Below are 23,061 nucleotides of genomic sequence, written 5' to 3' on the forward strand. Positions count from 1 at the left end.
CGGGGCCGAGTCCTCGGTCGGTGAGGACGGCGGGGTGGATGCCTCGGGCGAGGTCGCGGAGTTCCTGGAGGGCGAGTTTGACCTCGCCGTGGGCCTCGTCGACCATGCGGGCGGCGGCTTCGGGGTCTTCGGTGAGTTTCTCCTTGGCGAGGCCGAGGTCCATGGCGAGGGCGACGAGCCTGGCCTGTGCGCCGTCGTGCAGGTCCCGTTCGATGCGCCGCAGATCGGCGGCCGAGGTGTCCACCACCACGGAACGGTCCTCCTCCAACTCGGCGATCCGCCGCTCCAACTCGTCCGAGGGCGACAGCAGCACCCGCACCAGCGCCCGGTCCACCTGGCTCAACCACCGCGCCAGCCACGGCAGCGCCGGCCAGGCCACGACGAACGCCGGCAGCATGATCGCCAACGTGACCAGCGCCCACGGCAACCGCACCACGACGAACAGCGCGGAACGCCACCCCACCGGGTCCTTCAGCAGCGACCACAGCGAGCCGAGCAGGCCGGAACGGCGCAGCGCCCGCGCCGGGCTCGGCTCGTCCACCTCGACCGCCAGCAGCGCCCGCGCCCTGGCCCGTTCCACCCGCCCGATCAGCCGGCAGCCCAGCAGGCCGCACGCCAGCACCGGCAGGCCCACCAGGGTCACTGACAGCAGCACGCCCCCGGCGAACCAGGCCAGCACATAGGCGAAGGCGACCACGCCGACCAGCCAGCTGGAGAGCAGATAGGCGCACTCCCGCCAGGTCGCCGCCGACAGCGGCGAACGCGGCGGCGGCAACGGCTCACCCACGGGCCCGTACGGGCCCCCTCCGGCATCTCGGCTGATCATGAGGACAAGACTGCCGGGTCGCCGGGAGCGGCACCATGGGGTGTGTCGGTGAGCCACGGTGGGGCTACCCCCACCCCGCGCCGCCCGGACCGGGCGCCCGCCGTGGTCACAACGCGCCCCCGACCGCCTAGACTCCCGTGCTGTCAGCCCTCCCCGCCGTCGCCGGAGGCCCCAACGTGCCCGACTACTTCCACGGCTACACCGTCGTCGGACTGGTCGCGGTGGTCGGCGTGCTCTTCGTCGCGTTCGCCTTCCTCGCCGGCCGGCTGCTGCGCCCCTCCGTGCCCACGCCCGAGAAGCTGATGGTCTACGAGTGCGGCGTCGACCCCGTGGGCGAGGGCTGGGCGCACACCCAGGTGCGTTACTACCTCTACGCCTTCCTGTACGTGATCTTCGCCGTGGACGCCGTCTTCCTCTTCCCGTGGGCCACGGTCTTCGCCGCCGACGGCTTCGGGGCGGCGACGCTGGTGGAGATGTTCGTCTTCCTGGGCTTCCTGTCCGTCGGACTCCTCTATGCCTGGAGGAAGGGCGTGCTCACATGGATCTGAGACCGGCCAGCAGCGGCCTCGGGCCGCTGGCGCGGCTGGCGCCCGAGCCCATGAAGGTGATTCTCAACTGGGGCCGCCGCTACAGCCTGTGGGTCTTCAACTTCGGTCTCGCCTGCTGCGCCATCGAGTTCATCGCGGCCTCGATGTCCCGACACGACTTCATCCGCCTCGGCGTCATCCCGTTCGCCCCCGGGCCCCGCCAGGCGGACCTGATGGTGGTCTCCGGCACCGTCACCGACAAGATGGCCCCGGCCATCAGGCGGCTCTACGAGCAGATGCCGGAGCCCAAGTACGTGATCTCGTTCGGCGCCTGCTCCAACTGCGGCGGACCGTACTGGGACTCGTACTCCGTGACCAAGGGCGTCGACCAGATCATCCCCGTCGACGTCTACGTCCCCGGCTGCCCGCCCCGGCCCGAGGCGCTGCTCCAGGGCATCCTCAAGCTCCAGGAGAAGATCGCCGAGGAGTCCGTCGCCGAACGGTACGCGCCGCGCCCCTCGACCGCCGCCCTCACCAGCGACCTGGTGCGGAGGGACGCCCCGTGACCGACGGATGGCTGCCGCGGGCGGCGGCGGAGGTCTTCGGGGAGGGCGCCGTCGCCGAGGAGGCGTACGGGGTGCTGACGGTCGACGTGCCGGCCGGGGACGCCTGGCCCACGGCGCTGGAGACCGCGCGCGCCGAACTGGGCTGCGACTTCTTCGACTGGCTGAGCGCCGTGGACGAGCCGGGCGTGGGGCTGCGCGTCTGCGCCCACGTCGTGGCGCTCGGCACCCCGCCGCGCCGGCTGCTGCTGCGCACCACGGTGCCGCACGGGGCGCCGTCGCTGCCGACGGTGACCGGCGTCTTCGCGGGTGCCGCGTGGCACGAGCGGGAGACGCACGAGATGTTCGGGGTCGACTTCCCCGGCCATCCGGGGCTGGAGCCGCTGCTGCTGCCCGACGGCTTCGAGGGGCACCCGCTGCGCAAGGACTTCGTGCTGGCCGCGCGGGTGGCCAAGCAGTGGCCCGGCGCCAAGGAGCCGGGCGGGGAGACCCCGCGCCGCCGCCAGCCGTTGCCGCCCGGCGTGCCCGACCCGAACGAGTGGGGCCCGCTCAAGGGCCGCGCCCCCGCGCCGCCCGCCGCGGCGGCCCGCGGCGGCGAGGGCCGCCAGGCCCGGCCGCGCCGGGCGCGCGCCGCGGGCGAGGGCTCTGCCTCGCAGCGGGCGGCGGCCGGCGGCGAGGCCGCGGCCCCGCCGGCGGGCGGCGGGGGACGGCCGGCGAGGCCGCGCCGCGCCCGCTCGGCGGGCGAGGGCTCGGCGTCCCAGCGCGGGCCGCAGGCGGGGCCGCCGGAGGCGGCGGCGTCGGAGGCGGCGTCGGAGGCGGCGGCGCGCGACGCGGCGGAGGCGGCGCGGAACGGTTCGGCTGCCGCTGAGGCGAACGGCCCGGCGACCGACCCGGAGAACGGGGAGGAGGGCTGAGTGGACTGGCTCGATGTCGCCGTGCGGGTGCTCGCCGTCCTGGTGGCGTTCCTCGTGCTGCCGCTGCTGGTCGGGCAGTTGGAACACAAGGCGATGGCCCACATGCAGGGCAGGGTCGGGCCGATGCACGCCGGCGGGTTCCACGGCTGGGCGCAACTGGTCGCCGACGGCGTCAAGTTCGCCCAGAAGGAGGACACCGTTCCGGAGGGCGCCGACCGTCGGCTCTTCCAACTGGCGCCCGGCGTCGCGCTGGTGCCCTATCTGGTGGTGCTGATCGCCATCCCGCTCGGCCCCGACGGCATGGTCGGCCAGGCCGTCGACGCGGGGATCTTCTTCGTGCTGGCGGCGCTCGGCGTCGGCGTGCTGGGCTCGCTGATCGCCGGCTGGGCCTCGGCCAACAAGTACGCGCTGCTCGGCGGCCTGCGCACGGCCGCCCAGCTGATGGCGTACGAGCTGCCGCTGCTGCTGGCCGCCGCCTCCGTGGCGATGGCCGCCGGCACGCTGAGCCTGCCGGGAATCCTCGACGCGTTCGAGTGGTGGTGGGTGCCCTGGCAGCTGGTGGGCGCCTTCGTCTTCTTCACCGCCGGCCTCGCCGAGCTGCAACGGCCGCCGTTCGACGCGCCGATCGCGCCGGAGGAGATCATCTTCGGCGCGTACACCGAGTACTCGGGGCTGCGTTTCGCGTTCTTCCTGCTCGCCGAGTACGCGGGCATCGTGGTCGTCTCGGCGCTGACCGCGGTGCTCTTCCTCGGCGGCTGGCACGGTCCCTGGTCGGACCAGCTCGGCTGGCTGTGGACCCTGCTGAAGACCGGCGCGCTCTGCTTCGTGGTGATCTGGGCGCGCGTCGCCTGGCCGAGGCTGCGCGCCGACCAGATCCAGAAGTTCGCCTGGACCGTGCTGGTGCCGCTCGCGCTGGCCCAGATCGCGTTCACCGGAGTGATCAAGGTGGTGAGTGGATGAGCCTGGGATCGGGGCTGGCCAAGGGGTTGGCGATCACGTTGCGCACGATGACCCGGCGCGCGGTCACCGCCCAGTACCCCGAGTCGCAGCCCGAGCTGCCGCCGCGCAGCCGGGGCGTGATCGGTCTGTTCGAGGAGAACTGCACCGTCTGCATGCTCTGCGCGCGCGAGTGCCCGGACTGGTGCATCTACATCGACTCGCACAAGGAGACGCTGCCGGCGACCACGCCGGGCGGCAGGGACCGCAGCAGGAACGTGCTGGACCGGTTCGCGATCGACTTCTCGCTGTGCATGTACTGCGGCATCTGCGTCGAGGTCTGCCCGTTCGATGCCCTGTTCTGGTCACCGGAGTTCGAGTACGCGACCACGGACATCTCCGAACTGACGCACGAGCGGGACAAGCTGCGCGCCTGGATGTGGACGGTGCCCGAGCCGCCGCCGCTGGACCCCGCCGCGGAGGAGCCGAAGGAGATCGCCGCGGCCCGCAAGTCCGCCGAGAAGGCCGCCGAGAAGGCCGCCGAGAAGGCGGTCGAGGCCGACGGGGGAGAGGGGGGCGGATGACCGAGCGGGAGCTCCTCTCCACCTCGGGGCAGGAGATCGTCTTCGTCCTCGTCGGCCTCGTCGTCCTCGGCGCGGCCGTGCTCTGCGTGACCACCCGCCACCTGGTGCACGCCGCCCTCTGGCTGGTCGTGGCGCTCGGCGGGCTGGCCGTCGAGTACCTGCTGCTGACGGCCGAGTTCGTGGCCTGGGTGCAGGTGCTGATCTACCTCGGCTCGGTCGTGGTCCTGCTGCTCTTCGGCCTGATGCTCACCCGCGCCCCCATCGGCCCCTCGCCCGACGCCGACTCGGGCAACCGCCCGGTGGCGCTCGCCGTCGCGCTGGCCTCGGCGGCCTGCCTGGTGACGCTGGTGGTCGACGCGTTCCGCACCACCTGGATCGACCTGGAGACGCCGCACGGCAGGTCGGAGGCGTTGGGCGACAGCCTCTTCCGCGCCTGGGTGCTGCCGTTCGAGGCGCTGTCGGTGCTGCTGCTGGCCGCGCTGATCGGCGCCATCGCCCTCTCCCGCGCGCGCCGGGCGCGCGCCGGCGTGGCGGCGAACGGGGGCGGGCGCTGATGCACCTGGTCTATCCGGCGGTGCTGTCCTCGCTGCTCTTCTGCGTCGGGGTCTACGGCGTGCTGGCCCGCCGCAACGCCATCCTGGTCCTGATGTCGGTCGAGCTGATGCTCGCCGCCGTCAGCCTCAACCTGGTCGCCTTCGACGTGTGGCTGCGGGACGAGATCCACTCCGGCCAGGTTTTCACCCTCTTCCTCATCGCGCTGGCCGCCGCCGAGATCGGCGTCGGCCTCGCCATCGTGCTGCTCGTCTACCGCGAGCGCGGCACCTCGGCCGTCGACCGGCTCCGCGCGCTGGCCGACCGCGAGGGGAACGAACCCGACGGGAACGAACCCGACCGCGACGGTCCCGCCCCCGGGCCCGGGGGCGCGGCGAGCCGGGAGACCACCACCACGTGAACACCACGACCGCCGCCGTCCTCGTCCCGCTGCTGCCCGCGCTGGCAGCCGCCGTCATCCTGCTGACCGGGCGCCGCGCGCCCGGCTACGTCCAGCCGCTCGCCGTGGTGCCGACGCTGGCCTCCGCCGCGCTCGCCGTGTTCGTCGCCGTCCGCCAGAGCGGCCGGGAGCCGCTGCTCGCCGGAACCTCGCTGACGCCCACCGGCAACCCGACCCTCCCCATCGAACTGGCCGTCCGGCTCGACGGGTTCGCCGTCCTGGTGGCCGTGCTGGTCGCCGTCGTCGCCGGCTGCGTGCAGCTGTACTCGACCGGCTATCTGCGCGGCGACCCGCGCTACGCCTCCTACGCCGCCCTGGTCTCGCTCTTCACCTCGGCGATGCTGCTGGTCGTCTACACCGACGACCTGGTGGTGCTGCTCGTCGGCTGGGAGGTCATGGGCATCTGCTCGTACTTCCTGGTCGGGCACTACTGGGAGACCGCCACCGCGCGCTCCGCCTCGCTCAAGGCGTTCCTCGTCACCAAGCTCGGCGACGTGCCGTTCGTGATCGGCATCCTGGCGCTCGCCTCCGACGCGGGCAGCTTCCGGATCAGCGACATCGTCGCGCGGCTCTCCTCCTCGCTCTCCGGCTTCGAGCTGTCCCACCCCACGCTGGTGGCGCTGCTGCTGCTCGCCGGGGTCGCCGGCAAGTCGGCGCAACTGCCGCTGCACACCTGGCTGCCCGACGCCATGGCCGGCCCGACGCCGGTCTCCGCGCTGATCCACGCCGCCACCATGGTCGCCGCCGGCGTCTACTTCGTCGCCCGGCTGCTGCCGGTCTTCGCCGCCTCGGCCGCCGCTCTGGTGGTGCTCGCCGCGCTCGCCGCGCTCACCATGGTCGGCTCGGCGCTGGCCGCGCTCGCCCAGGACGATGTCAAACGGGTGCTGGCCTACTCGACCATCGGCCAACTCGGCTTCATGGCCGGCGCGTTGGCCGTCGCCGACCGGGAGGCCGCGGTCTTCCACCTGCTCACCCACGGCGCGTTCAAGGCGCTGCTGTTCCTCGCCGCCGGCGTGCTGATCCAGACCGCCGGCACCGGCTCGCTCGCCGCCATGTCCCGGATGCGGGAGCTGCGGCGCCGGGCGCCCGACGCGTTCTGGGCGATGACGACAGGCCTGCTGGCGCTGGCCGCGGTCCCGCCGTTCGCCGGGTTCTTCTCCAAGGAAGCGGTCATCGGCGCCGCCGAGCACGCCGCCCTCGACAACGAGCACGGCGTCTCCTCCAGCCTGGCCGCGCCCGCGGCGGCGGGCTGGATCGTGCTGGTCGCGGGGCTGGCGACCGCGCTGCTGACCGCCGCCTACGCCACCCGGCTGTGGCTGCTGGCCTTCCACGACCCGGTCGACGCCCGCGTCGAGTCCGTGCCGCCTGGCGAACGCGCCTCCTCCGCGATGACCGGCGTGCTCTGGGCGCTGATGGTTCCCTCGCTGCTGCTGGGCCTCGCCTACGGCAAGCTGCCCGACTGGCTCGACGGCGGCTCGCTCGCCCCGACCCTGACCACCTCCGTGCTGGCGACCGGCGCCGCCGTGCTCGGCGGCACCGCCGTCTACGCCACCTGGCGCCGCGCCTACGAGAGCGCCCAGGCGGAGGACCCGGCGCCCGCGCTCCTCGGCCCGCTGGCCCGGCACGCCGAGGCCGGCTTCCACCTGGACGCGGTCTACGCCGCCGCCGTGGTCCGGCCGGTCAACGCGGCGGCCGGACTGGTCCGTCACCTGGACCGCGCGGTGATCGACACCTGTGTGCGGGGCGCGGCCGGCGCCCCCGGTCTGCTGGGCGCGCTGGTCCGCCGCGCGGGGACCGGCAACGTCCAGACGTATCTGAGCACGCTGGTCGCCGGGGCCCTGGTCCTCGGCGTCGCCGCCGTGCTCGTCGCGGTGGGGGACTGACCTGATGATCACGCTCTCGGGGACCGCCCAACAGACCCTGCTGCTGGTCGCGTTGGCGCTGCCGCTGGTCGGCGCCCTCGCCGCGCTGCTGCCCGCGCCTCCGGGGCTGCGCGGCCCCGGGGGGCCCGACCGCGACGTGCTGCGGCACGGGGTGACCGTCACCGGCGCGGTGCTGGCGATGACGCTCGTCCTGGCGTTCGCCTTCGACCACGCCCGCGCCGGCGCGGTGCAGGCCGAGACCGACGTGGCCTGGGTGCCGGCCTGGGACGTCCGGCTGCACGTGGGCGTCGACGGGATCTCGCTGCCGCTGCTGGTGATGACGGCGCTGCTGACGTTCCTCGCCGCGCTGCACGCCTACTTCCGGCCGCCGACCGGCCCCGGCACGCCGGGCCCGCGCGCGTTCGTCGCGCTGCTGCTGCTCCTGGAGACCGGGATGCTGGCCACCTTCGCGGTGCTGGACCTGGTGCTCTTCTTCCTCGCCTTCGAGACCGTGCTGATCCCCATGTACTTCCTGATCGCCCGCTGGGGCAACGGGGCGGAACGGGCGGCGGCGGCCTGGAAGTTCGTGCTCTACACCGTGCTCGGCTCGGTGCTGATGCTGCTCGGGCTGCTGCTGGTCGGGCTGCGGGCCGGCACCTTCGACATGATCTCGCTCGCCCAGGCGCAGGGCTCCGGGCTGACCAGGACCACCCAGATCGTGGCGGTGCTGGCGATCGGCCTGGGGCTCGCCGTGAAGGCCCCGATGTGGCCGCTCCACAGCTGGCTGCCGGCCGCGCACACCGCCGCGCCGACCGTCGGCTCGGTGCTGCTCGCCGGCGTGCTGCTGAAGATGGGCACCTACGGGCTGGTCCGGATCGCGCTGCCGGTGGCGCCCGAGGGGATGCGGTTCTTCGCGCCCTATCTCGGCGCGTTCGCCGTCGTCGGCATCGTCTACGGGTCGCTCGCCTGCCTGGCCCTGGTGCGCGCCGGCGGCGACCTGAAGCGGCTGATCGCCTACTCGTCCGTCGGCCACATGGGCTTCGTGCTGCTCGGCGTCGCCACCATGACCCACGCCGGGGTCAACGGCGCGCTCTTCGCCGGCATCGCCCACGGGCTGATCACCGGCCTGCTGTTCTTCCTGGTGGGCGCCGTGAAGGAACGCACCGGAACCACCGACATCGGCGCCCTCGCCGGCGAGGCGGGCGCCGCGCTCTACGGCCGCGCGCCGCGCCTCGGGGGGCTGCTGGCCTTCGCCGCCGTCGCCTCGCTCGGGCTGCCGGGGCTCGCCGGGTTCTGGGGCGAACTCCTCGCCATGCTCGGCGCGTTCCACCCGGGCGACGGGCTCAGCAGGCCCGCGTTCCTCACCTATCTCGCCGTCGCCGCCCTCGGCACCCTGCTCACCGCCGCCTATCTGCTGCTCGTGGTGCGCCGCGTCTGCATGGGCCCGACACCGGCCGAGGGCGCGAAGCCGCTGCCCGACCTGGCCGGACACGAGTACGCGGTCTACGGGCCGCTGGTCGCGCTCACCGTGCTGGCCGGACTCTGGCCGGCCGTGCTGGTCAACCTGACCGATCCCGCCGTGCAGCTCCTCCTGCCGGGAGTCGTCCGATGAACCTGATCCAGAACGTGGACTGGGCCGCCCTCGCGCCCCCGCTGGTCGTCGCGGTCACCGCCGTGGCGGTGCTGGTCGCCGACCTGTTCCTGCCGGCGGCCCGCCGGAACGTGCTCGCCTGGCTCGCGGTGGGCGGCCTCGCGCTGGCGCTGCTGGCACTGCTGCCGCTGTGGGGCGACGACCGCGCCACGTTCTGCCTGGTCGACGACCCGGGGCTCTGCTCCTACACGGCGGACCGCTTCGCGCTGGTCGTTCAACTGCTGGTGCTGGGCGGCGCGTTGCTGGCGGCGCTGCTGACCGTTCCCGAGCTGGGCCACCGGGACGGGACGAGGGCGGCGGAGGGGGAGGAGGGGCTGCCGGCCGGCGAGTTCTGGTTCCTGCTGCTCGCCTCGGCCTCCGGCGCCGCGCTGCTGCCGGCGGCGCGCGACCTGGCGACGCTGGTGCTCGCCCTGGAGGTGACCACGCTGCCCGCCTACGCGCTGGTCGGGCTGCGCCGGGGCGGGGACGGGGCGGAGGCGGCCCTGAAGTTCTTCCTCTCCTCGGTGACCGCGACGGCCGTCGGGCTGCTGGGCATCAGCTTCGTCTACGCGGGCGCCGGGAGCCTCTTCCTCGGCGAGATCGCCACCGCACTGCCCGACGCCGACCCGAGGCTGGCCACCCTCGCCGAGGCGGGCGTCGCGCTGACGCTGGTCGGCTTCGTCTTCAAGGTCGCCGCCGTGCCGTTCCACTTCTGGGTGCCGGAGACCTACCGGGGGGCGCCGCTGCCGGTCGCCGCCTATCTCTCCGTCGTCGGCAAGGCGGCGGGGCTCGCCGGCCTCGCGCTGGTCACCACCGTCGCCTTCCCCGGCCACGCCGACACCTGGGGGCCGCCGCTCGCGGTGCTCGCCGGGCTGACCATGACCGTCGGCAACGTCGCCGCGCTGCGCACGGCGGTCGCCGGCGCGCACAGCGCGGTGCGGCTGCTGGCCTGGTCCTCGGTCGGCCAGGCCGGCTATCTGCTGGTGCCGCTGGCCGCCGCCGGCTACGCCGAGGACGGCGCGGCGCGGGGGGACGCGGTCGGCGCGACGCTGGCCTATGCGCTGATGTACGGCGCGGTGAACCTGGGGGCGTTCGCCGTGCTCGCACTCGTCGTTCAGGACGCGCGCGCCTCGGGGAACGGGAACGGTCGTCGACTCGCTGACTTTCGGGGCCTTTTCGCCCGGCGCCCGCTGGCCGCGCTGGCGATGGCCTTCTTCCTGCTCTGCCTGGCGGGGCTGCCGCCCGGCGTGATCGGGCTCTTCGCCAAGGTGGCGGTCTTCCGCGCGGCGGTCGACGCGGGGCTCGGCGTGCTGGCGGTGGTGATGGCGGTGAACGTGGCCGTCGCGCTGTACTACTACCTGCGCTGGACGGCACTGCTCTTCCAGCCGGCCGACGCCCAGCCGGCCGACGCCCAGCCGGCCGACGCGGCCGGCTCCGACGCGGCGGGCTCCGACGCGGTGCCCGTTTCGGCACCCGCGCCCGCCGCTGGCGCCGCGCCCGGCGCGGGCGCCACCGTGGCCGCCCCGCCGCGCGCCCCCCGCCACCCGACGCTCGCCGCCGGCGTCGCGCTCGCGCTCACCGCCGGTGTCGCCCTGGCCCTCTCCGCCGCGCCCCAGCTGGTCCTGACGCTGACCGACGGCGGGCTGTGACCCGGGCTCCGGCAGTTCGCGGGCGGGGCGCCGCCGGCGCGCGGAGGCCGCGCCGCCGGGGGCGCCCGGGAACGCATCCCCTTCGTGTGGCGTTGTGCACTTCGGGAGTGTCCACTGAGAGTGGAGATACCCGCCATCCGGGATGATCCGGGCACCCCGCGCGCGCGATCTGGAGGGCACACCGTGCACCGCCGGCACAACGGACTGAGGACGGCCGCACTGCTGGGCGGCATGTCCGCGCTGATCCTGGTCATCGGCAGCTTCTTCGGCCGCACGGGGCTGTTCCTCGCTCTGGTGGTCGCGTTGGCCACCAACGGCTACGCCTACTGGAACAGCGACAAGCTCGCACTGCGTTCCATGCGCGCCCGTCCGGTCGGCGAGTTCGAGGCGCCCGGCCTCTACCGGATGGTCCGCGAGCTGGCCGGCCAGGCCCGCCAGCCGATGCCCCGGCTGTACATCTCGCCGACCGAGGCGCCCAACGCGTTCGCCACGGGGCGGAACCCGAGGAACGCCGCGGTCTGCTGCACCGAGGGCATCCTCCGGCTGCTCGACGAGCGGGAGCTGCGCGGCGTGATCGGACATGAGCTGAGCCATGTCTACAACCGCGACATCTTGATCTCCTCGGTGGCGGGAGCGATGGCCTCCGTGATCATGTTCCTGGTCAACTTCGCCTGGTTCCTTCCGCTCGGCCGCGACGACGACGAGGGGCCCGGGCTGGTGGGGATGCTGCTGGTGATGATCCTCGGCCCGATCGCCGCCTCCCTGATCAGGCTCGCGGTCAGCCGTTCCCGCGAGTACGAGGCGGACGCGGCCGGCGCCCGGCTCACCGGCGACCCGCTCGCCCTGGCCAGCGCACTGCGGAAGCTGGACGCCGGCACCCAGCGACTGCCGCTGCGCCCCGAGCCGCAGCTGGAGACGGCGAGCCATCTCATGATCGCCAACCCGTTCCGCAGGGGCGAGGGCATGGCCCGGATGTTCGCGACCCACCCGCCGATGAACGAGCGGATCGCTCGGCTGGAAAGGATGGCGGGCGGCGGGCGTTGACGCCATGCTGTCTGGGTGCGAACCCTTCTGAACGTTATCTGGCTCATCTTTTCCGGCCTCTGGATGGCACTCGGCTACGCGATCGCGGGCGCGATCTGCTGCGTGCTGGTGGTCACCATCCCGTTCGGCCTGGCCTGCTTCCGCATCGCCCGGTACGCGCTCTGGCCGTTCGGCTACCGCGTCACCGACCGGCACGACGCGGGGGTGGCCTCCGGCGTGGGCAACGTGATCTGGCTGATCGTGGCGGGCATCTGGATCAGCCTCGGCCACATCGCCGCCGGCGTCGCGTTCTGCGTCACGGTGATCGGAATCCCGTTCGGTATCGCCCACTTCAAGATGATTCCGGTCTCCCTGATGCCGCTCGGACGCGAGATCGTGCCCGTCTGACGCCGTCTGACGGCGCCCCTCCGTTCCCTTCTTGTCCCTTCTTGGGCCGGGCGCGTCCCTCTCCGGACGCGCCGAGGGCCCGGGAGATCCGATCCTCTTCTCCCGGGCCCTCGGCGCGCGTTCCCCGTCTCCGGCTCACTGCCGCTTGGCGGCCTCCTCGGCGCGCGCGCCGGCGGCTTCCTCCTCCTCGCGCGCCCCCTCACCCTTCTTCGCGGTCACATAGCGCTCCCGCAGATAGCGAATCCCCTCGTGGAGCAGCGTGATCCCCAGCGCCAGGCCGAGCCCCAACATCACCCCGCGCAGCGGCTCCTCCTCGAAGGCGTGGCCCCCTATGTAGCCGATGGCCGTCGAGTACACCGCCCAGGAGATCGCGGCGACCGTGTCGTAGAGCGTGAACGAACGCAGCGGATAGCCCGTGGCCCCCGTGGTCAACGTCGCCGCCGTCCGCCCGCCCGGGATGTAGCGGGCGACCACCAGCACCAGGCCGCCGCGCTTCTCCAGCATCCTGGCCACCGCGTCGTAGGCCTTGCGGGTGCGCGAACCCGGTTTGAGCTTCGCGTAGATCCGCGCGCCGGACTTTCGCCCTATGTAGTACGAGATGTGATCCCCCGTGAACGCGCCCAACGCGGCCACCACGATGATCAGCACCACATTCGGTTCACCGTTCGCGGCAGCGAATACCGCCAGGGTGATGACCAGCGTCTCGCTGGGCACCACGGGGAAGAATCCGTCGAGCATGGCGATGGCGTACAGCGCCAGATACACCCAAGGGGTGGCGACGAAGTCTTCGACCGCCTGGAGGATCGCATCGTTCATGTCCGCAAGGCTAAGGAATGGAAGCCGTCAGCGCTGCGGTTGATCCGTAACGGCCGCGTCCGGCTTTCGTACCGCCGCCCCCGCCGGCCCCCGGCGCGACGACCGGGCGCCCCGCTGAGCGCCCCGCGAAGGTCCGAACCAGTGAACGCCACGGCTCGACCACGTGTGCCAGATCACAGCCGGCCCCCCGGCCGGCTCCGCGGCCCGTCCCGTCAACGGTTCCGTCACCGGTTCCGGCCGGGCCGGCACCCCGCCGCCGCCCCCGCGCGCCTCCGGCCGCGCGCCCCGGGTGCCCGCCATCCCGCCGCCCGCCCGGCGCCGGGACCTCCACGACCCGTCGCGTTCGCGAACCACCGCCGACGATCCCCCCGGACGCGCTCCCGTTCCCCGTTCCCCGTTCCCCTTGCCCCGCGCCTCGCCGGCGCTCGCGCGGCCCGGGCTCACAGCCAGCCGTTCCGCCGGAACCCCCGGTGGATCAGCCAGCTGGCCGTCGCGATCACCGTCAGCACCAACGGATAGCCGAACCGCCACTCCAGCTCCGGCATGTACCGGAAGTTCATCCCGTACACCCCGCAGACCATCGTCGGCACGGCGATGATCGCCGCCCACGCCGTGATCTTGCGCATGTCCTCGTTCTGCGTCGCCTGCACCTGCGCCAGGTTCGCCTGGAGGATCGAGTCGATCAGCGCGTCATAGCCGTTGACCTGGTCGGAGACCCGGTTCAGATGGTCTGCGACATCCCGGAAGTAGCTGCGGATCTCCGGGTGGACCACCCCGATCGGCGTCTCCGACAGCTGCTGGAGCGGCCGGTCAAGCGGCGTGACCGCCCGCTTCAGCTCCAGCAGTTCCCGCTTGAGCTGGTAGATCCGCCCCACCTGCGAGGCGTCGCCCCTGGTGTCGGCGAAGACCGCCGACTCCACCTCGTCGATGTCCTCCCTGACATCGGCCGCCACATCCAGATAGTGGTCGACCACCTGGTCGGCGATCCCGTGCAGCACCGACGCCGGACCCTTCGCCAACTGCTCCGGGCTCTCCTCCAACTCCCGCCGCAGCGCGCCCAGCGCGCCGTGACCGCCGTGCCGCACGGTGATCACGAAGTCGGCGCCGACGAAGACCATGATCTCGCCGGTCTCCACCACCTCGCTGGTCGAGGTCAGTTCACCGTGACTGACATAGCGCACCGTCTTGAGCACCATGAACAGGGTCTCGTCGTAACGTTCCAGCTTGGGCCGCTGATGGGCGTGGACCGCGTCCTCGACGGCCAACGGGTGCAGCCCGAACTGCTCGGCCACACCCGCCAGTTCGCTCTCCGTCGGCTCGAAGAGGCCGATCCACACGAACATCCCGCGCGCGCCCCGGCGCCGCGCCTGCGCGATGGCCGCCGCGGGGTCGCGCGGCCCGGGGCGGCGCACCCCGTCGCGGTAGACCGCGCAGTCGACGACGGCGTCCCCCGAGGGGCCACCGCCGTCGTCGACGTCGGCCACCGGCTCGGCCACGCGCTGCCGCCAGGCCGCCTCGAACGCCGCGCGCAGCGGACGGATCACGCGCATTCCACCTCCAGCTCGCCCCCCGAAGCCGCGCCCCCTAAGCCGCGCCCACCGGCGCAGCGGTCACCGGTAGTTGACGAACTGCACCGCGAAGTCGAAGTCCGCCTCCTTCACCAGGCGCTGCACCTCCTGAAGAGCGTCCCTGCTCTTGGAGCTGACCCGCAGCTCGTCGCCCTGCACCTGGGCCTTGACGCCCTTGGGGCCCTCGTCCCTGATCAACTTGGCGACCTTCTTGGCGTCGTCGGTGGAGATGCCCTCCTTGATGCTGGAGACCAGCCGGTACTCCTTCCCCGACGCCTGCGGCTCCCCGGCGTCCAGGGCCTTCAGCGAGATGCCGCGCTTGATCAGCTTGGACTGGAAGATGTCCAGAACGGCCTTCGCCCGCTCCTCGGCGTTGGCCTTGATCTCGATCGCCTCCCCCGACCAGCCGATGGAGGCGCCGACCCCGCGGAAGTCGTAGCGCTGGGAGATCTCCTTGGCGGCCTGGTTGAGGGCGTTGTCGACCTCCTGCCGATCAACCTTGGAGACGATGTCGAAACTGGAGTCGGCCATGGTGGTGTGGGCTCCTCACACATCCGGATCGGACACGGTCGCCGACAGCCTAGCCACCGCCGCCCCCCGTTCGACCCGGCGTAACCGAGTGGCGAACCACCCCCACCCATCGGGTATGGTTTAACCGCAGCAAGGCGGTGTGCCCGAGCGGCCAAAGGGAGCAGACTGTAAATCTGCCGGCTCAGCCTTCCCAGGTTCGAATCCTGGCGCCGCCACAGTGCGAGAGGGACCCTCTGACCAGCGAATACGGCTGGGCGGGGGGTCTTTTTGCTGGGCTGGGGGTGTTCGAACGGGCGAGAGTCGAAAAGCCCTCTATGTACCCTTTCGACCCGAGGGTATCTCGGTGCGTGTCAGTCCGTGTCCCCCATGCGTCCCCCAGACATCCCCCGCGTTCGGGGTGCTTCCGTGCCTACCGCTGCGACGCGTCCCATTCCCTCATGGCGGTCTCGATGCGGCGGTTGGAGCGTTCCTCGCTCTGGGCGAGGACCTTTGCGTAGACGCGGAAGAGCACGGCGAGGCTGTGCCCGGCGCGGCGGGCGCACTCGGCGGGGTCGACGCCGGAGCTGAGCCAGAACGAGACGCCCGCGTGCCGTAGGTCGTAGGGGCGGCGGGCGAGTCGTGTGGCCGCCTCCTCCTCGGTCAGAGCCGCTTTGCGCGCGCGGGCCCAGACCTCACCGTAGCCGCTCTCCTGGAGGACACCCCCGCGGCCGGTGCGGAAGAGCCGGCCGTCGGGGGCGGCGCCCTGGGTGTCGAGGTGCCGGCGGAGTAGCCGGACCAGCACGGGCGGAATGGGCACGGGCCGGGTGTCCTCCGGCGCACGGGCTTTCAACCCCCGCACCTCGTGCGCCTGTCCGTCGTCGGTCCAGCTCCGGCCGGCGCGGACGACTCCACCGCGCAGGGTGAGGCGGCCCCAGCCGTGGGCGGGGAGGTGGCACTGACGGCGGGTGAGGTGGATGGCCTCGGCCGGACGAAGGGCGGCGTGGTAGAGACAGCCGAAGTACGCCTCCAGGTGCTCGCCGCGCCGCCCCTGTTGGCGTACGGCGGTCAGGAGGCGGCGGACCTGCGGGGGATTGGCCACGCTTTCCGGGTCCACCTGTTCGGCTGCGCGGGGGACGGCCCAGCGGATCGTGGTCAGCGGGTTGATGCCGGAGGGAAGGAGCTTCTCCTCGACCGCCAGGCCGAGAACATCGCTCAGGCAGGCCCGTTTGCGCTTCGCCGTCCGCGCGGCGGCCGGCTTGCCGTCGAGACGCCTGCTGAGGGCGTCGAGTGCTTTGCGGAGTACGGCGGTGTCCTCAAGCTCGGCCATAGCAAGGGAGTTCTTCCGTGCCCACTCCAGGGCTCCGGCGTACCGCGTCGGTGTCTCCTCGCTCCAGGCGTTCTTGTTGTAGGCGTGGCTGTAGAGCGCGCGCCGGAGAAGGCGTTCCTCCGGCCTGCCGGGCGCCGGTTTCGTCAACGCCGGGGTGATGGTGGCCAGCGCGTCGGCGACGTTGCGGCGGGACTTGGCAGGGATCGTCTCCCACTTGCGGTCGACAAAGGCGCGGGTGTGGTCATACCAGGTGACCGCGCCCCTCAGTGCCCGCAGTTCGGAAGTCGGCAGCCCGGTGTCCGTGTCGAACTGCTCGCCGCGGCGGAGCGCCCCCATCAGTTCGGACCGGCGGCCGTCGGCCTGGGGTTTCAGAGGGAAGCTCTTGGAGTGCTTGCGGCTCCCGACGAGCCAGCGGACCCGGTACGGCTTGGGGCGTTCTCGTCGGGTCTCGATGGAGTAGACGCGGACGTCGTAGGTCAACATGTGAACTGCTCCTCACGGGCGTTGAGCCAGTGGTCGAGGTCGGCCCGACGGAAGCGGAGCTGGCCGTTGGGAAGCTTGAGTGCTTTCGGGGCGAGACCGCGCACGCGCATCCGGTAGAAGGCGGCCCGTGACATGTCCAACTCGGTCAGGACGTCGGTGAGCCTCAGATGGGGTTCGCGAGAAGAGGGCATGACTGGTCCACTCCGGTGGGGTGAGGGAGGCGGGAGGGCTTCATCTACAGGTGTTGACGACAGTAGATGTCCTGGTGTGGGCCTTCCGGCTGTCTTGGTTCTTTCGCGGCGTGTTGAACCGAATTGGGCGAGTGTGATGCGTCGACACATGTGGATGAGCCCTTCCGGTGCGACATCAAGTGGACTTAATTTCCGGAAGAATAGTCCATAAAATGAGCAAGGGGTGACTGTGCGGGGACAGTGCGCTCGAAAGTGGGACGGGCCGCTCTACGTTCGCTCTGCTCCGACGACGTGTCGTCAGGGACCACCGTGCCGCGCGGGCGGGTGCGGCCTGCGGGCACGTGTCAGCGTGCCTGGCCGCCTCCCGCCGCGCGCCTGTCCTGGACGGTGCGTTGAAGGCGCCGAAGATGGGACGGATCGAGCCCGGTGACGGCCCGTACCTCGGCGAAGCGCTCGGCGTCCCGCCCACTCGGACGGGCCCCCTCGACGTGAGGCGGCAGGGCGTCGGCGACCGCCTCGTAGTAGTCATCGCGGGCTGCTGTGACCTCGTCGACGGCCTGTTGGGCATCCGGCAGCCGGTCGAAGGCGTCGTCCGGCTGACGAATTCGCCCCGGCGAGCCGGCTGTCGCGCGCGCCGCGATCTCGGCTTCGTACAGGTTGCGGACGTTGCGCTCGGTCTGCCCGATCAGCCGGGCGATCGCCGCGCGCCGCCCACGGCCGGGCACGGGCGGATTCCGCTCTCCGCGAGCCCTGCGAGCGGCGCGCGCGCGTAGTTCCTCTTCGCTGAGCGGATCCACGTGTGCATCGACCACCAAGCTGTTGCGACGCGCCTCGCGCGCGGGGAGGTCGGCACGCAGCCGGTCGAAGCGCTCCTTGGCCACCCGCATCTTGGTGCTCTGCTCTGAGTCAGTCATGACGTTCCCCTGCGGCCGTCTGACAGATTGCGTCCGTCCGCGCGAACGAGGAGTGAAGGCGCTGAAGATGGTTCGGCCGTGCGCCGAATCGTGCCGACGCTGCGGCGGAGACGCAGACGGAGATCGGTGCGGCGGCAACTTTCCCGCGATACCGCCGACGGGAACATCCCCCGCGCGCGGGGACGACTGCGGAACGGTGGCGCGTGGGGGCGGCGGGCGGAACACCCCCGCTCGCGCGGGGAGGACAGGGCTCCACGTGCTCAATCCCTCCCTTTCTTGAAACACCCCGCTCGCGCGGGGAGGACGACAGGATCTCGTACCGCAGCTGGGCGGCCAACGGAGCACCCCCGTTCGGCGGGGAAGACCTCCAACCGGAGGAGATCGGCCGCGCGATGCGTGGAACACCCCCGCTCGCGCGGGGAGGACGGTGTGTCAGACGTCAGCCAGGCAGGCGTCTGCGGAACACCCCAGCTCGCGCGGGGAGGACCACGAGGGGGGCCACCCCGGGGCGGAGCTTGCCGGAACACCCCCGCTCGCGCGGGGAGGAACCGGGGTACGGGGCCAGCCGCGGTGCTGACCCGCGGAACACCCCCGCTCGCGCGGGGAGGACATTCCGGGAATGCCGCCGCCCAAGAAGCATGGCGGAACACCCCTGCTCGCGCGGGGAGGACGGCCAGACCGCGAAGTGGGCCTCCGGGTAGGGCGGAACACCCCCGCTCGCGCGGGGAGGACGACCAGCGACGGGTCAACGGGGGAAGTCATGAAGGAACACCCCCGCTCGCGCGGGGAGGACGCGGGTCATCTCCATGCCGATCGCGCCGCCGTCGGAGCACCCCCGCTCGCGCGGGGAGGACGCCGCCCACGGCCGACCCGCCGGGTTGCGCATCGGAACACCCCCGCTCGCGCGGGGAGGACTCGACGGCTCGAAGTCCCGGGACGCCACGGCGCGGAACACCCCCGCTCGCGCGGGGAGGACGTCCGCCCTCGGACGAGTTACGAAGTCCACAACGGAACGCCCCCGCTCGCGCGGGGAGGACACGCGATGCGCGACGCGTAACCAGCGATCGAGCGGAACACCCCCGCTCGCGCGGGGAGGACGCCGACGACCAGCACATCACCTGGTCCCGCAACGGAACACCCCCGCTCGCGCGGGGAGGACACCACCGGCCGCTGGCGCCACTGGAACACCGACGGAGCACCCCCGCTCGCGCGGGGAGGACCCGTCGGGGAATTGATGGTGCGCGCTCCCCGAAGGAACACCCCCGCTCGCGCGGGGAGGACTTCCGCCTCGATCGTCATCTCGTAACGAGCGGCGGAACACCCCCGCTCGCGCGGGGAGGACTAGCCATCACGGCGCTTAACGCGGGCTACTCGCGGAACACCCCCGCTCGCGCGGGGAGGACTACGGCCCGGGTGAATTCGGGCCTCATGACCGCGGAACACCCCCGCTCGCGCGGGGAGGACGTGGACTTCGTGAGTCCCAGCGAGTTGAACACCGGAACACCCCCGCTCGCGCGGGGAGGACGCCTCTGTCGGGGATGACCGGTACCTGAAGAACGGAACACCCCCGCTCGCGCGGGGAGGACTCAACCCGTCCCTGGTTCTCCCAATACAGAGCCGGAACACCCCCGCTCGCGCGGGGAGGACCCCCGGGAGAGGTTCAAATCCTCCCCGGGGCGCGGAACACCCCCGCTCGCGCGGGGAGGACATCAACGGCACCCGCGAGGGCCGTCTCGCCTGCGGAACACCCCCGCTCGCGCGGGGAGGACTGGACCGGGCGCACGTCGCCCGCCCGTGGTGGCGGAACACCCCCGCTCGCGCGGGGAGGACTTCTGAATGCAACAACCAGCGGCGCACTACATCGGAACACCCCCGCTCGCGCGGGGAGGACCCTTTTTGACCTGCGGCGTTAGAGGGGCTTTGCCATTGCTTTGCCAAGCGTCGGCGGGGGTGTGGCGAGCCTGCGTCTCAGAGACGGCGGCATGGTAGGGCCTCGTTGTTGGTGGTGGAGTGAGCTGTCCGAACGAGGTTATCGCCAGCCGCTGACAGGGGTGCTGCGAACGCCGGCGGTCTTTCAACCAGCTTGCTGCGGCGTCGGGTTGACGGCGCCCCCCGTCAACTGTCCTTGCGGTCGACCTCGTCCCGAGGCCCGGTGACAGTGCGGTGGGCTCGGGTGCCGCGGCGGCCGGCCGGAGAGTGTCCCGGCAACGCGAGGTATGGGGGAGAAGGGCTGAGCACAAGCCGGGATGGCGGGGCGCGGCGCGGAGCGTTCGTGGGCGGCCGTGGCAGCGGCGCAGGCGGTTGAGGTCCGCTGGCGCTCACTGAGCGATGGTGCGCGCCGCTCGCCAACCGGTGTGGTCGGGAGGCGGGGGGTTACTCCAGCGGCTGCGTGCAGATGCGGGTGAGGTGGGCGGCCGCCCGCAGGGTGGCTTGGATGGTGGAGTGGGGGGCGCGGGGCATTTCGGTGGTGGGGCGGAGGAGGAGGACGGCGCCCATGATGGTGTCTTCGCGCATGACGGGGGCGGCGCAGGAGTTCCAGCCGGCCATGCATTCCTCGTGGCCGAGTGCGTAGCCGTTGTCCCTGATCTCTTGGAGGGAGCGGGCGAGTTGTGCGTTGTCTCTGATCGCGCCGGGGCCGGCTTCGGGTGGGACGGGTTCGGTGAGGACGCGGCGTTGGATGGTGTCGGGGAGGAAGGCGAGGATGGTGCGTCCGCTGGCGCCGGTGCGGAGGGAGCGGGTGATGGAGAGGACTTCGCGGGGTGTCATGCCGAGTTCGACGAGGTCGGATTCGCCGACGGCCATGTCGATGCAGAGGCGTTGGGCGCCGCCGAACGGGGCGAGGGTGTAGAGCATGGCGAGGCCGCCGGTGGCCGCGCGGAGGTGTTCGAGGACGCTGTGGGCGGCGTCGGAGGGGGCGTGGGAGAGGGCGTGGATGCCGAGGACGGCGGTGTTCATGCCGAGGCGGTAGCGGCCGTGGCCGACGCGTTCGAACAGGCCCTGGTAGACGCCGGATTGGAGGATGCGGTAGACGGCGGAGTCGTCGAGTCCGGTGGCTTTGGCGAGGGCGCCGGGGCCGTGGACGTCGCCTTCGAGGGTCGTGAACGCCTTCTGGACGCGGAAGACGCGTTCGGCGTGGCCCGTCCCGCCCGGGGGCGGTGCCGGGGGCGGGGTGAGGGCGTTGGTCAACGGCATGGCGCTCAGGCTCTCAGCGGCGGGGGGCGAGGGAGAGCTTGCCGAGGTGGGTGCGGGTGGCCAGGGTGCGGTGGGCGGTGGGGGCTTCGGCGAGGGGGTGGGTGCCACCGGTGAGGGGGCGGAGCTGGCCTTCGCGGATGGCGTGGATGAGGGCATTCATGCTGGTGGGCAGCGCGTCGCGGTCGGCGTAGAGCTGGGGGAGCCAGAACGGGGTGACGCGCAGGGACTTCTCCAGCAGGGGGCGGGTGGGCAGGTCGCCGGTCTGGCCGGAGGCGTAGCCGTAGAGGACGAGTTGGCCGCCGGGCTTGAGGGCGGCGAGGGTTTCGTGGAGGACTTGGCCGCCGGTCATCTCCAGGGCGATGTCGAGAGGGCCGCCGGCCGCGGTGAGGATGCGGTCGGCGAGGCCGTCGGCGGGGGTGGAGTCGACGGTGGTGTCGGCGCCGAGTTCCTGGGCGAGGGCGCGTTTCTCTGCGCTGCTGGCCAGGGCGATGACGCGGGCGCCGGCTTGCTTGGCGAGTTGGACGGCGAGGGAGCCCAGGCCGCCGGCGGCTGCGGGGATCAACACGCTCTGTTCGGGGCGGAGTTGTGCGGTGGTGTGGAGGAGGTGCCAGGCGGTCTGTCCCTGGAGGGCGAGGGTGATGGCCTGGTCGTCGGTGATGTCGTGGGGGACTTCCCAGGAGGTGCGGCGGTGGAGGAGGGCCTGTTCGGCGTAGCCGCCGCCTCGGGTGAGGCCGACGAGGCGTCGGCCGTCGGCGGTGGTGCCGAGGACCTCGTTGCCGGGGGTGTAGGGGAGGGGGACGGGGGCGAGGTAGGTGTCGGTCCTGACGTGCACGTCGGCGTAGTTGATGCCGGCGCGGGTGACGGTGACCAGCTCGTGGGCCGGCCGTGGGGTGGGGTCGGGTACGTCCTCGACACGCAGGACCTCGGGCCCGCCGAACTCTTTCATCACGATGGCGCGCACTGTGCTCCCCGGGCTTTCTCTGGGTGCTGTGGTGGTCGGGCGGGTGGGTTACCCGCCGCGGTCAGCACGATAGGGGAGTTTCGGGCGGTGGTTTCGGTGTTTCGGCGGGCCTCACCCGCTTTCTCGCGAGGCGAGAAAGGGAGGGGGTGTGTGGCGCTTGTTTCTCGCCACGTGAGTAATGGCATTTCATGCGACTGGTTTTGTCTGTTTCGCGTTGACCTGTGTCGATGGAGGGCGTAGGAACAGGAGTTCAGGGCATCGCCGATACGGGTGCCGGTTCCTTCCTCTGGAGAGTTCTCATGCGCCTTCCATATGTTCCCCCGCCCCGTTCCGGTGACGAGAAAACCGCGGCGTGCGCGCCGGTTTCCGTGTGGGTGGGCGAGGGGCGGGTCACCGTGGTGGTCGGTGGTCCGGGTTCGCGGGTGGACGCGCGGCGCCTGGGCGGTGTCGCCGCCGCGTGTTGGCTGATGCCGACCCTTTCGCGTCGGTTCATCGCGGAGGCGTTTGGAGCCGACACAGATGAATGACCAGAGAGAGAAGGGTTGACCTGCTCTCCGGGGAGAGGGAACCCGCCCTCGCGGTGATCTCGCGGACGGTGCTGTCGGACAGGGCCGCCAGCAGCTCCGGGTCCGTCCCGATCGAGGGAACGCGGGAAATGTCGGTGCTGCCGTCGGGCGCGCCGGTGTCCAGTTGCCGCAGCCCTTCCAGGACTCGCCGGAGCGTGGGCGGATCGGCCGACCCGTCCGGGGCGTCCCAGACCTCGATGCCGTGCGTGCCGCGTTCCTTGAGTAGCGCGAGCAGGGCCAGTTCGGAGTCCAGCCGCTCGTGGTCGGCGCCGTCGTCCGCGAGATAGCCGACCGGTAGCTCGAAGTAGTCGGCCAGCGCGCGCAGATGGTGCAACGCCGGGTTGGTCGACCTGCCGGTGGTCAACTCCCACAGATAGGCGCCCGAGATGCTGACCCCGGTGCGCTCGGTGACCCGCTGCGCCAACACCTCGAACGAGGCGGGCTTCTCCCCTCTCGGCGTCCGCAACTCCCGTACCCAGCTCAGCTTCTCCGCGAGCGTGCGGGGCCTGGTGGCCGTGTTGTCGGCGATCTCCGTGGCCATCGGCGGATGCCCTGCCTTCCCTCGACGCGTCGTGCTCTCCGCTGCGGAGGATAGAGCCGGAAAGGGAGGGAACGGCGCA

At 72.2% G+C, this 23,061-nt stretch carries 22 protein-coding genes, 1 tRNA gene and 1 CRISPR repeat array; of the genes, 13 read left to right on the plus strand and 10 right to left on the minus strand.

The annotated features are described in order from the left end of the window. Positions 1-826 (minus strand): sensor histidine kinase (locus FH715_RS25705; protein WP_211367774.1); only part of this gene is annotated, 826 nt, incomplete at its 3' end. A gap of 137 nt (positions 827-963) precedes the next feature. On the opposite strand from FH715_RS25705, the gene FH715_RS25710 reads away from it, so the two are divergent. The 12 genes from FH715_RS25710 (at position 964) to FH715_RS25765 (ending at position 11,913) form a co-directional block, all read left to right on the plus strand. After that, positions 964-1,374 carry an NADH-quinone oxidoreductase subunit A gene (locus tag FH715_RS25710; protein ID WP_246108981.1) on the plus strand — a complete coding sequence of 137 codons (411 nt, stop codon included), beginning with the start codon at positions 964-966 and terminating at the stop codon, positions 1,372-1,374. Further along, positions 1,365-1,919 carry an NADH-quinone oxidoreductase subunit B gene (locus FH715_RS25715; protein ID WP_139649474.1) on the plus strand — a complete coding sequence of 185 codons (555 nt, stop codon included), beginning with the start codon at positions 1,365-1,367 and terminating at the stop codon, positions 1,917-1,919. Before FH715_RS25710 ends, FH715_RS25715 begins: the two co-directional genes overlap by 10 nt. Beyond that, the gene (locus FH715_RS25720) at positions 1,916-2,830 is read left to right on the plus strand and encodes an NADH-quinone oxidoreductase subunit C (protein WP_139649476.1); all 915 of its coding nucleotides are present in this window, start codon (positions 1,916-1,918) and stop codon (positions 2,828-2,830) included. The genes FH715_RS25715 and FH715_RS25720 overlap by 4 nt, the downstream gene beginning before the upstream one ends. Continuing rightward, positions 2,831-3,790 carry a complex I subunit 1/NuoH family protein gene (locus FH715_RS25725; RefSeq protein ID WP_139649478.1) on the plus strand — a complete coding sequence of 320 codons (960 nt, stop codon included), beginning with the start codon at positions 2,831-2,833 and terminating at the stop codon, positions 3,788-3,790. Further along, positions 3,787-4,350, plus strand: a complete 564-nt coding sequence (locus FH715_RS25730; protein WP_139649480.1) for a NuoI/complex I 23 kDa subunit family protein — start codon at positions 3,787-3,789, stop codon at positions 4,348-4,350. Before FH715_RS25725 ends, FH715_RS25730 begins: the two co-directional genes overlap by 4 nt. Continuing rightward, positions 4,347-4,904, plus strand: a complete 558-nt coding sequence (locus FH715_RS25735) for an NADH-quinone oxidoreductase subunit J family protein (RefSeq protein WP_139649482.1) — start codon at positions 4,347-4,349, stop codon at positions 4,902-4,904. Before FH715_RS25730 ends, FH715_RS25735 begins: the two co-directional genes overlap by 4 nt. After that, positions 4,904-5,302: an NADH-quinone oxidoreductase subunit NuoK gene (nuoK, locus tag FH715_RS25740; protein ID WP_139649484.1), complete on the plus strand. Its 399-nt coding sequence runs from the start codon at positions 4,904-4,906 to the stop codon at positions 5,300-5,302. The genes FH715_RS25735 and nuoK overlap by 1 nt, the downstream gene beginning before the upstream one ends. Next, positions 5,299-7,224 carry an NADH-quinone oxidoreductase subunit 5 family protein gene (locus tag FH715_RS25745; protein ID WP_139649486.1) on the plus strand — a complete coding sequence of 642 codons (1,926 nt, stop codon included), beginning with the start codon at positions 5,299-5,301 and terminating at the stop codon, positions 7,222-7,224. Before nuoK ends, FH715_RS25745 begins: the two co-directional genes overlap by 4 nt. 4 nt (positions 7,225-7,228) lie before the next feature. After that, positions 7,229-8,815 (plus strand): complex I subunit 4 family protein, encoded by a 1,587-nt coding sequence (locus FH715_RS25750; protein WP_139649492.1) that lies wholly within the window; start codon positions 7,229-7,231, stop codon positions 8,813-8,815. Continuing rightward, positions 8,812-10,482 (plus strand): NADH-quinone oxidoreductase subunit N, encoded by a 1,671-nt coding sequence (locus tag FH715_RS25755; protein WP_139649494.1) that lies wholly within the window; start codon positions 8,812-8,814, stop codon positions 10,480-10,482. Before FH715_RS25750 ends, FH715_RS25755 begins: the two co-directional genes overlap by 4 nt. 183 nt (positions 10,483-10,665) lie before the next feature. Next, on the plus strand, positions 10,666-11,526 hold the full coding sequence (gene htpX, locus FH715_RS25760) for a zinc metalloprotease HtpX (RefSeq protein WP_139649496.1): 861 nt from the start codon (positions 10,666-10,668) through the stop codon (positions 11,524-11,526). A gap of 15 nt (positions 11,527-11,541) precedes the next feature. Then, positions 11,542-11,913, plus strand: a complete 372-nt coding sequence (locus FH715_RS25765; RefSeq protein WP_139649498.1) for a YccF domain-containing protein — start codon at positions 11,542-11,544, stop codon at positions 11,911-11,913. A gap of 135 nt (positions 11,914-12,048) precedes the next feature. Here FH715_RS25765 and FH715_RS25770 read toward each other — a convergent pair whose 3' ends face one another. From FH715_RS25770 to FH715_RS25780, 3 genes are all read right to left on the minus strand, one after another. Next, complete coding sequence (locus FH715_RS25770; RefSeq protein WP_097233113.1) at positions 12,049-12,729, minus strand: DedA family protein; 681 nt, start codon at positions 12,727-12,729, stop codon at positions 12,049-12,051. A 440-nt stretch (positions 12,730-13,169) separates the two neighbouring features. Next, positions 13,170-14,279 carry a magnesium and cobalt transport protein CorA gene (locus FH715_RS25775; protein WP_139649500.1) on the minus strand — a complete coding sequence of 370 codons (1,110 nt, stop codon included), beginning with the start codon at positions 14,277-14,279 and terminating at the stop codon, positions 13,170-13,172. Between the two features lie 60 nt (positions 14,280-14,339). After that, a complete protein-coding gene (locus tag FH715_RS25780; protein ID WP_139649502.1) occupies positions 14,340-14,828 on the minus strand; it encodes a YajQ family cyclic di-GMP-binding protein in 489 nt (162 codons plus the stop codon). A gap of 133 nt (positions 14,829-14,961) precedes the next feature. On the opposite strand from FH715_RS25780, the gene FH715_RS25785 reads away from it, so the two are divergent. Beyond that, positions 14,962-15,043 (plus strand) — tRNA-Tyr (locus FH715_RS25785). Positions 15,044-15,237: 194 nt separating this feature from the next. On the opposite strand, the gene FH715_RS25790 is transcribed toward FH715_RS25785, so the two are convergent. The 6 genes from FH715_RS25790 to FH715_RS25815 all read right to left on the minus strand — a co-directional run bounded on the left by FH715_RS25790 (position 15,238) and on the right by FH715_RS25815 (position 22,982). Further along, positions 15,238-16,617, minus strand: a complete 1,380-nt coding sequence (locus tag FH715_RS25790; RefSeq protein ID WP_139649504.1) for a tyrosine-type recombinase/integrase — start codon at positions 16,615-16,617, stop codon at positions 15,238-15,240. Continuing rightward, a complete protein-coding gene (locus tag FH715_RS25795) occupies positions 16,611-16,808 on the minus strand; it encodes a helix-turn-helix transcriptional regulator (RefSeq protein WP_139649506.1) in 198 nt (65 codons plus the stop codon). Before FH715_RS25795 ends, FH715_RS25790 begins: the two co-directional genes overlap by 7 nt. A 344-nt stretch (positions 16,809-17,152) precedes the next feature. Further along, positions 17,153-17,722: a hypothetical protein gene (locus tag FH715_RS25800; protein ID WP_139649508.1), complete on the minus strand. Its 570-nt coding sequence runs from the start codon at positions 17,720-17,722 to the stop codon at positions 17,153-17,155. 397 nt (positions 17,723-18,119) lie between these two features. Continuing rightward, positions 18,120-19,613: a CRISPR direct-repeat array (repeat unit 29 nt; unit sequence CGGAACACCCCCGCTCGCGCGGGGAGGAC). A gap of 482 nt (positions 19,614-20,095) precedes the next feature. Next, complete coding sequence (locus tag FH715_RS25805) at positions 20,096-20,914, minus strand: IclR family transcriptional regulator (protein WP_139649510.1); 819 nt, start codon at positions 20,912-20,914, stop codon at positions 20,096-20,098. 13 nt (positions 20,915-20,927) lie between these two features. Continuing rightward, the gene (locus FH715_RS25810) at positions 20,928-21,860 is read right to left on the minus strand and encodes a quinone oxidoreductase family protein (RefSeq protein WP_246108986.1); all 933 of its coding nucleotides are present in this window, start codon (positions 21,858-21,860) and stop codon (positions 20,928-20,930) included. Between the two features lie 504 nt (positions 21,861-22,364). After that, positions 22,365-22,982, minus strand: a complete 618-nt coding sequence (locus FH715_RS25815) for a hypothetical protein (RefSeq protein ID WP_139649514.1) — start codon at positions 22,980-22,982, stop codon at positions 22,365-22,367. Between the last annotated feature and the right edge of the window lie 79 nt (positions 22,983-23,061).

It is taken from the genome of Streptomyces sedi (genome assembly GCF_006335015.1).
Taxonomy (GTDB): domain Bacteria; phylum Actinomycetota; class Actinomycetes; order Streptomycetales; family Streptomycetaceae; genus Streptomyces; species Streptomyces sedi.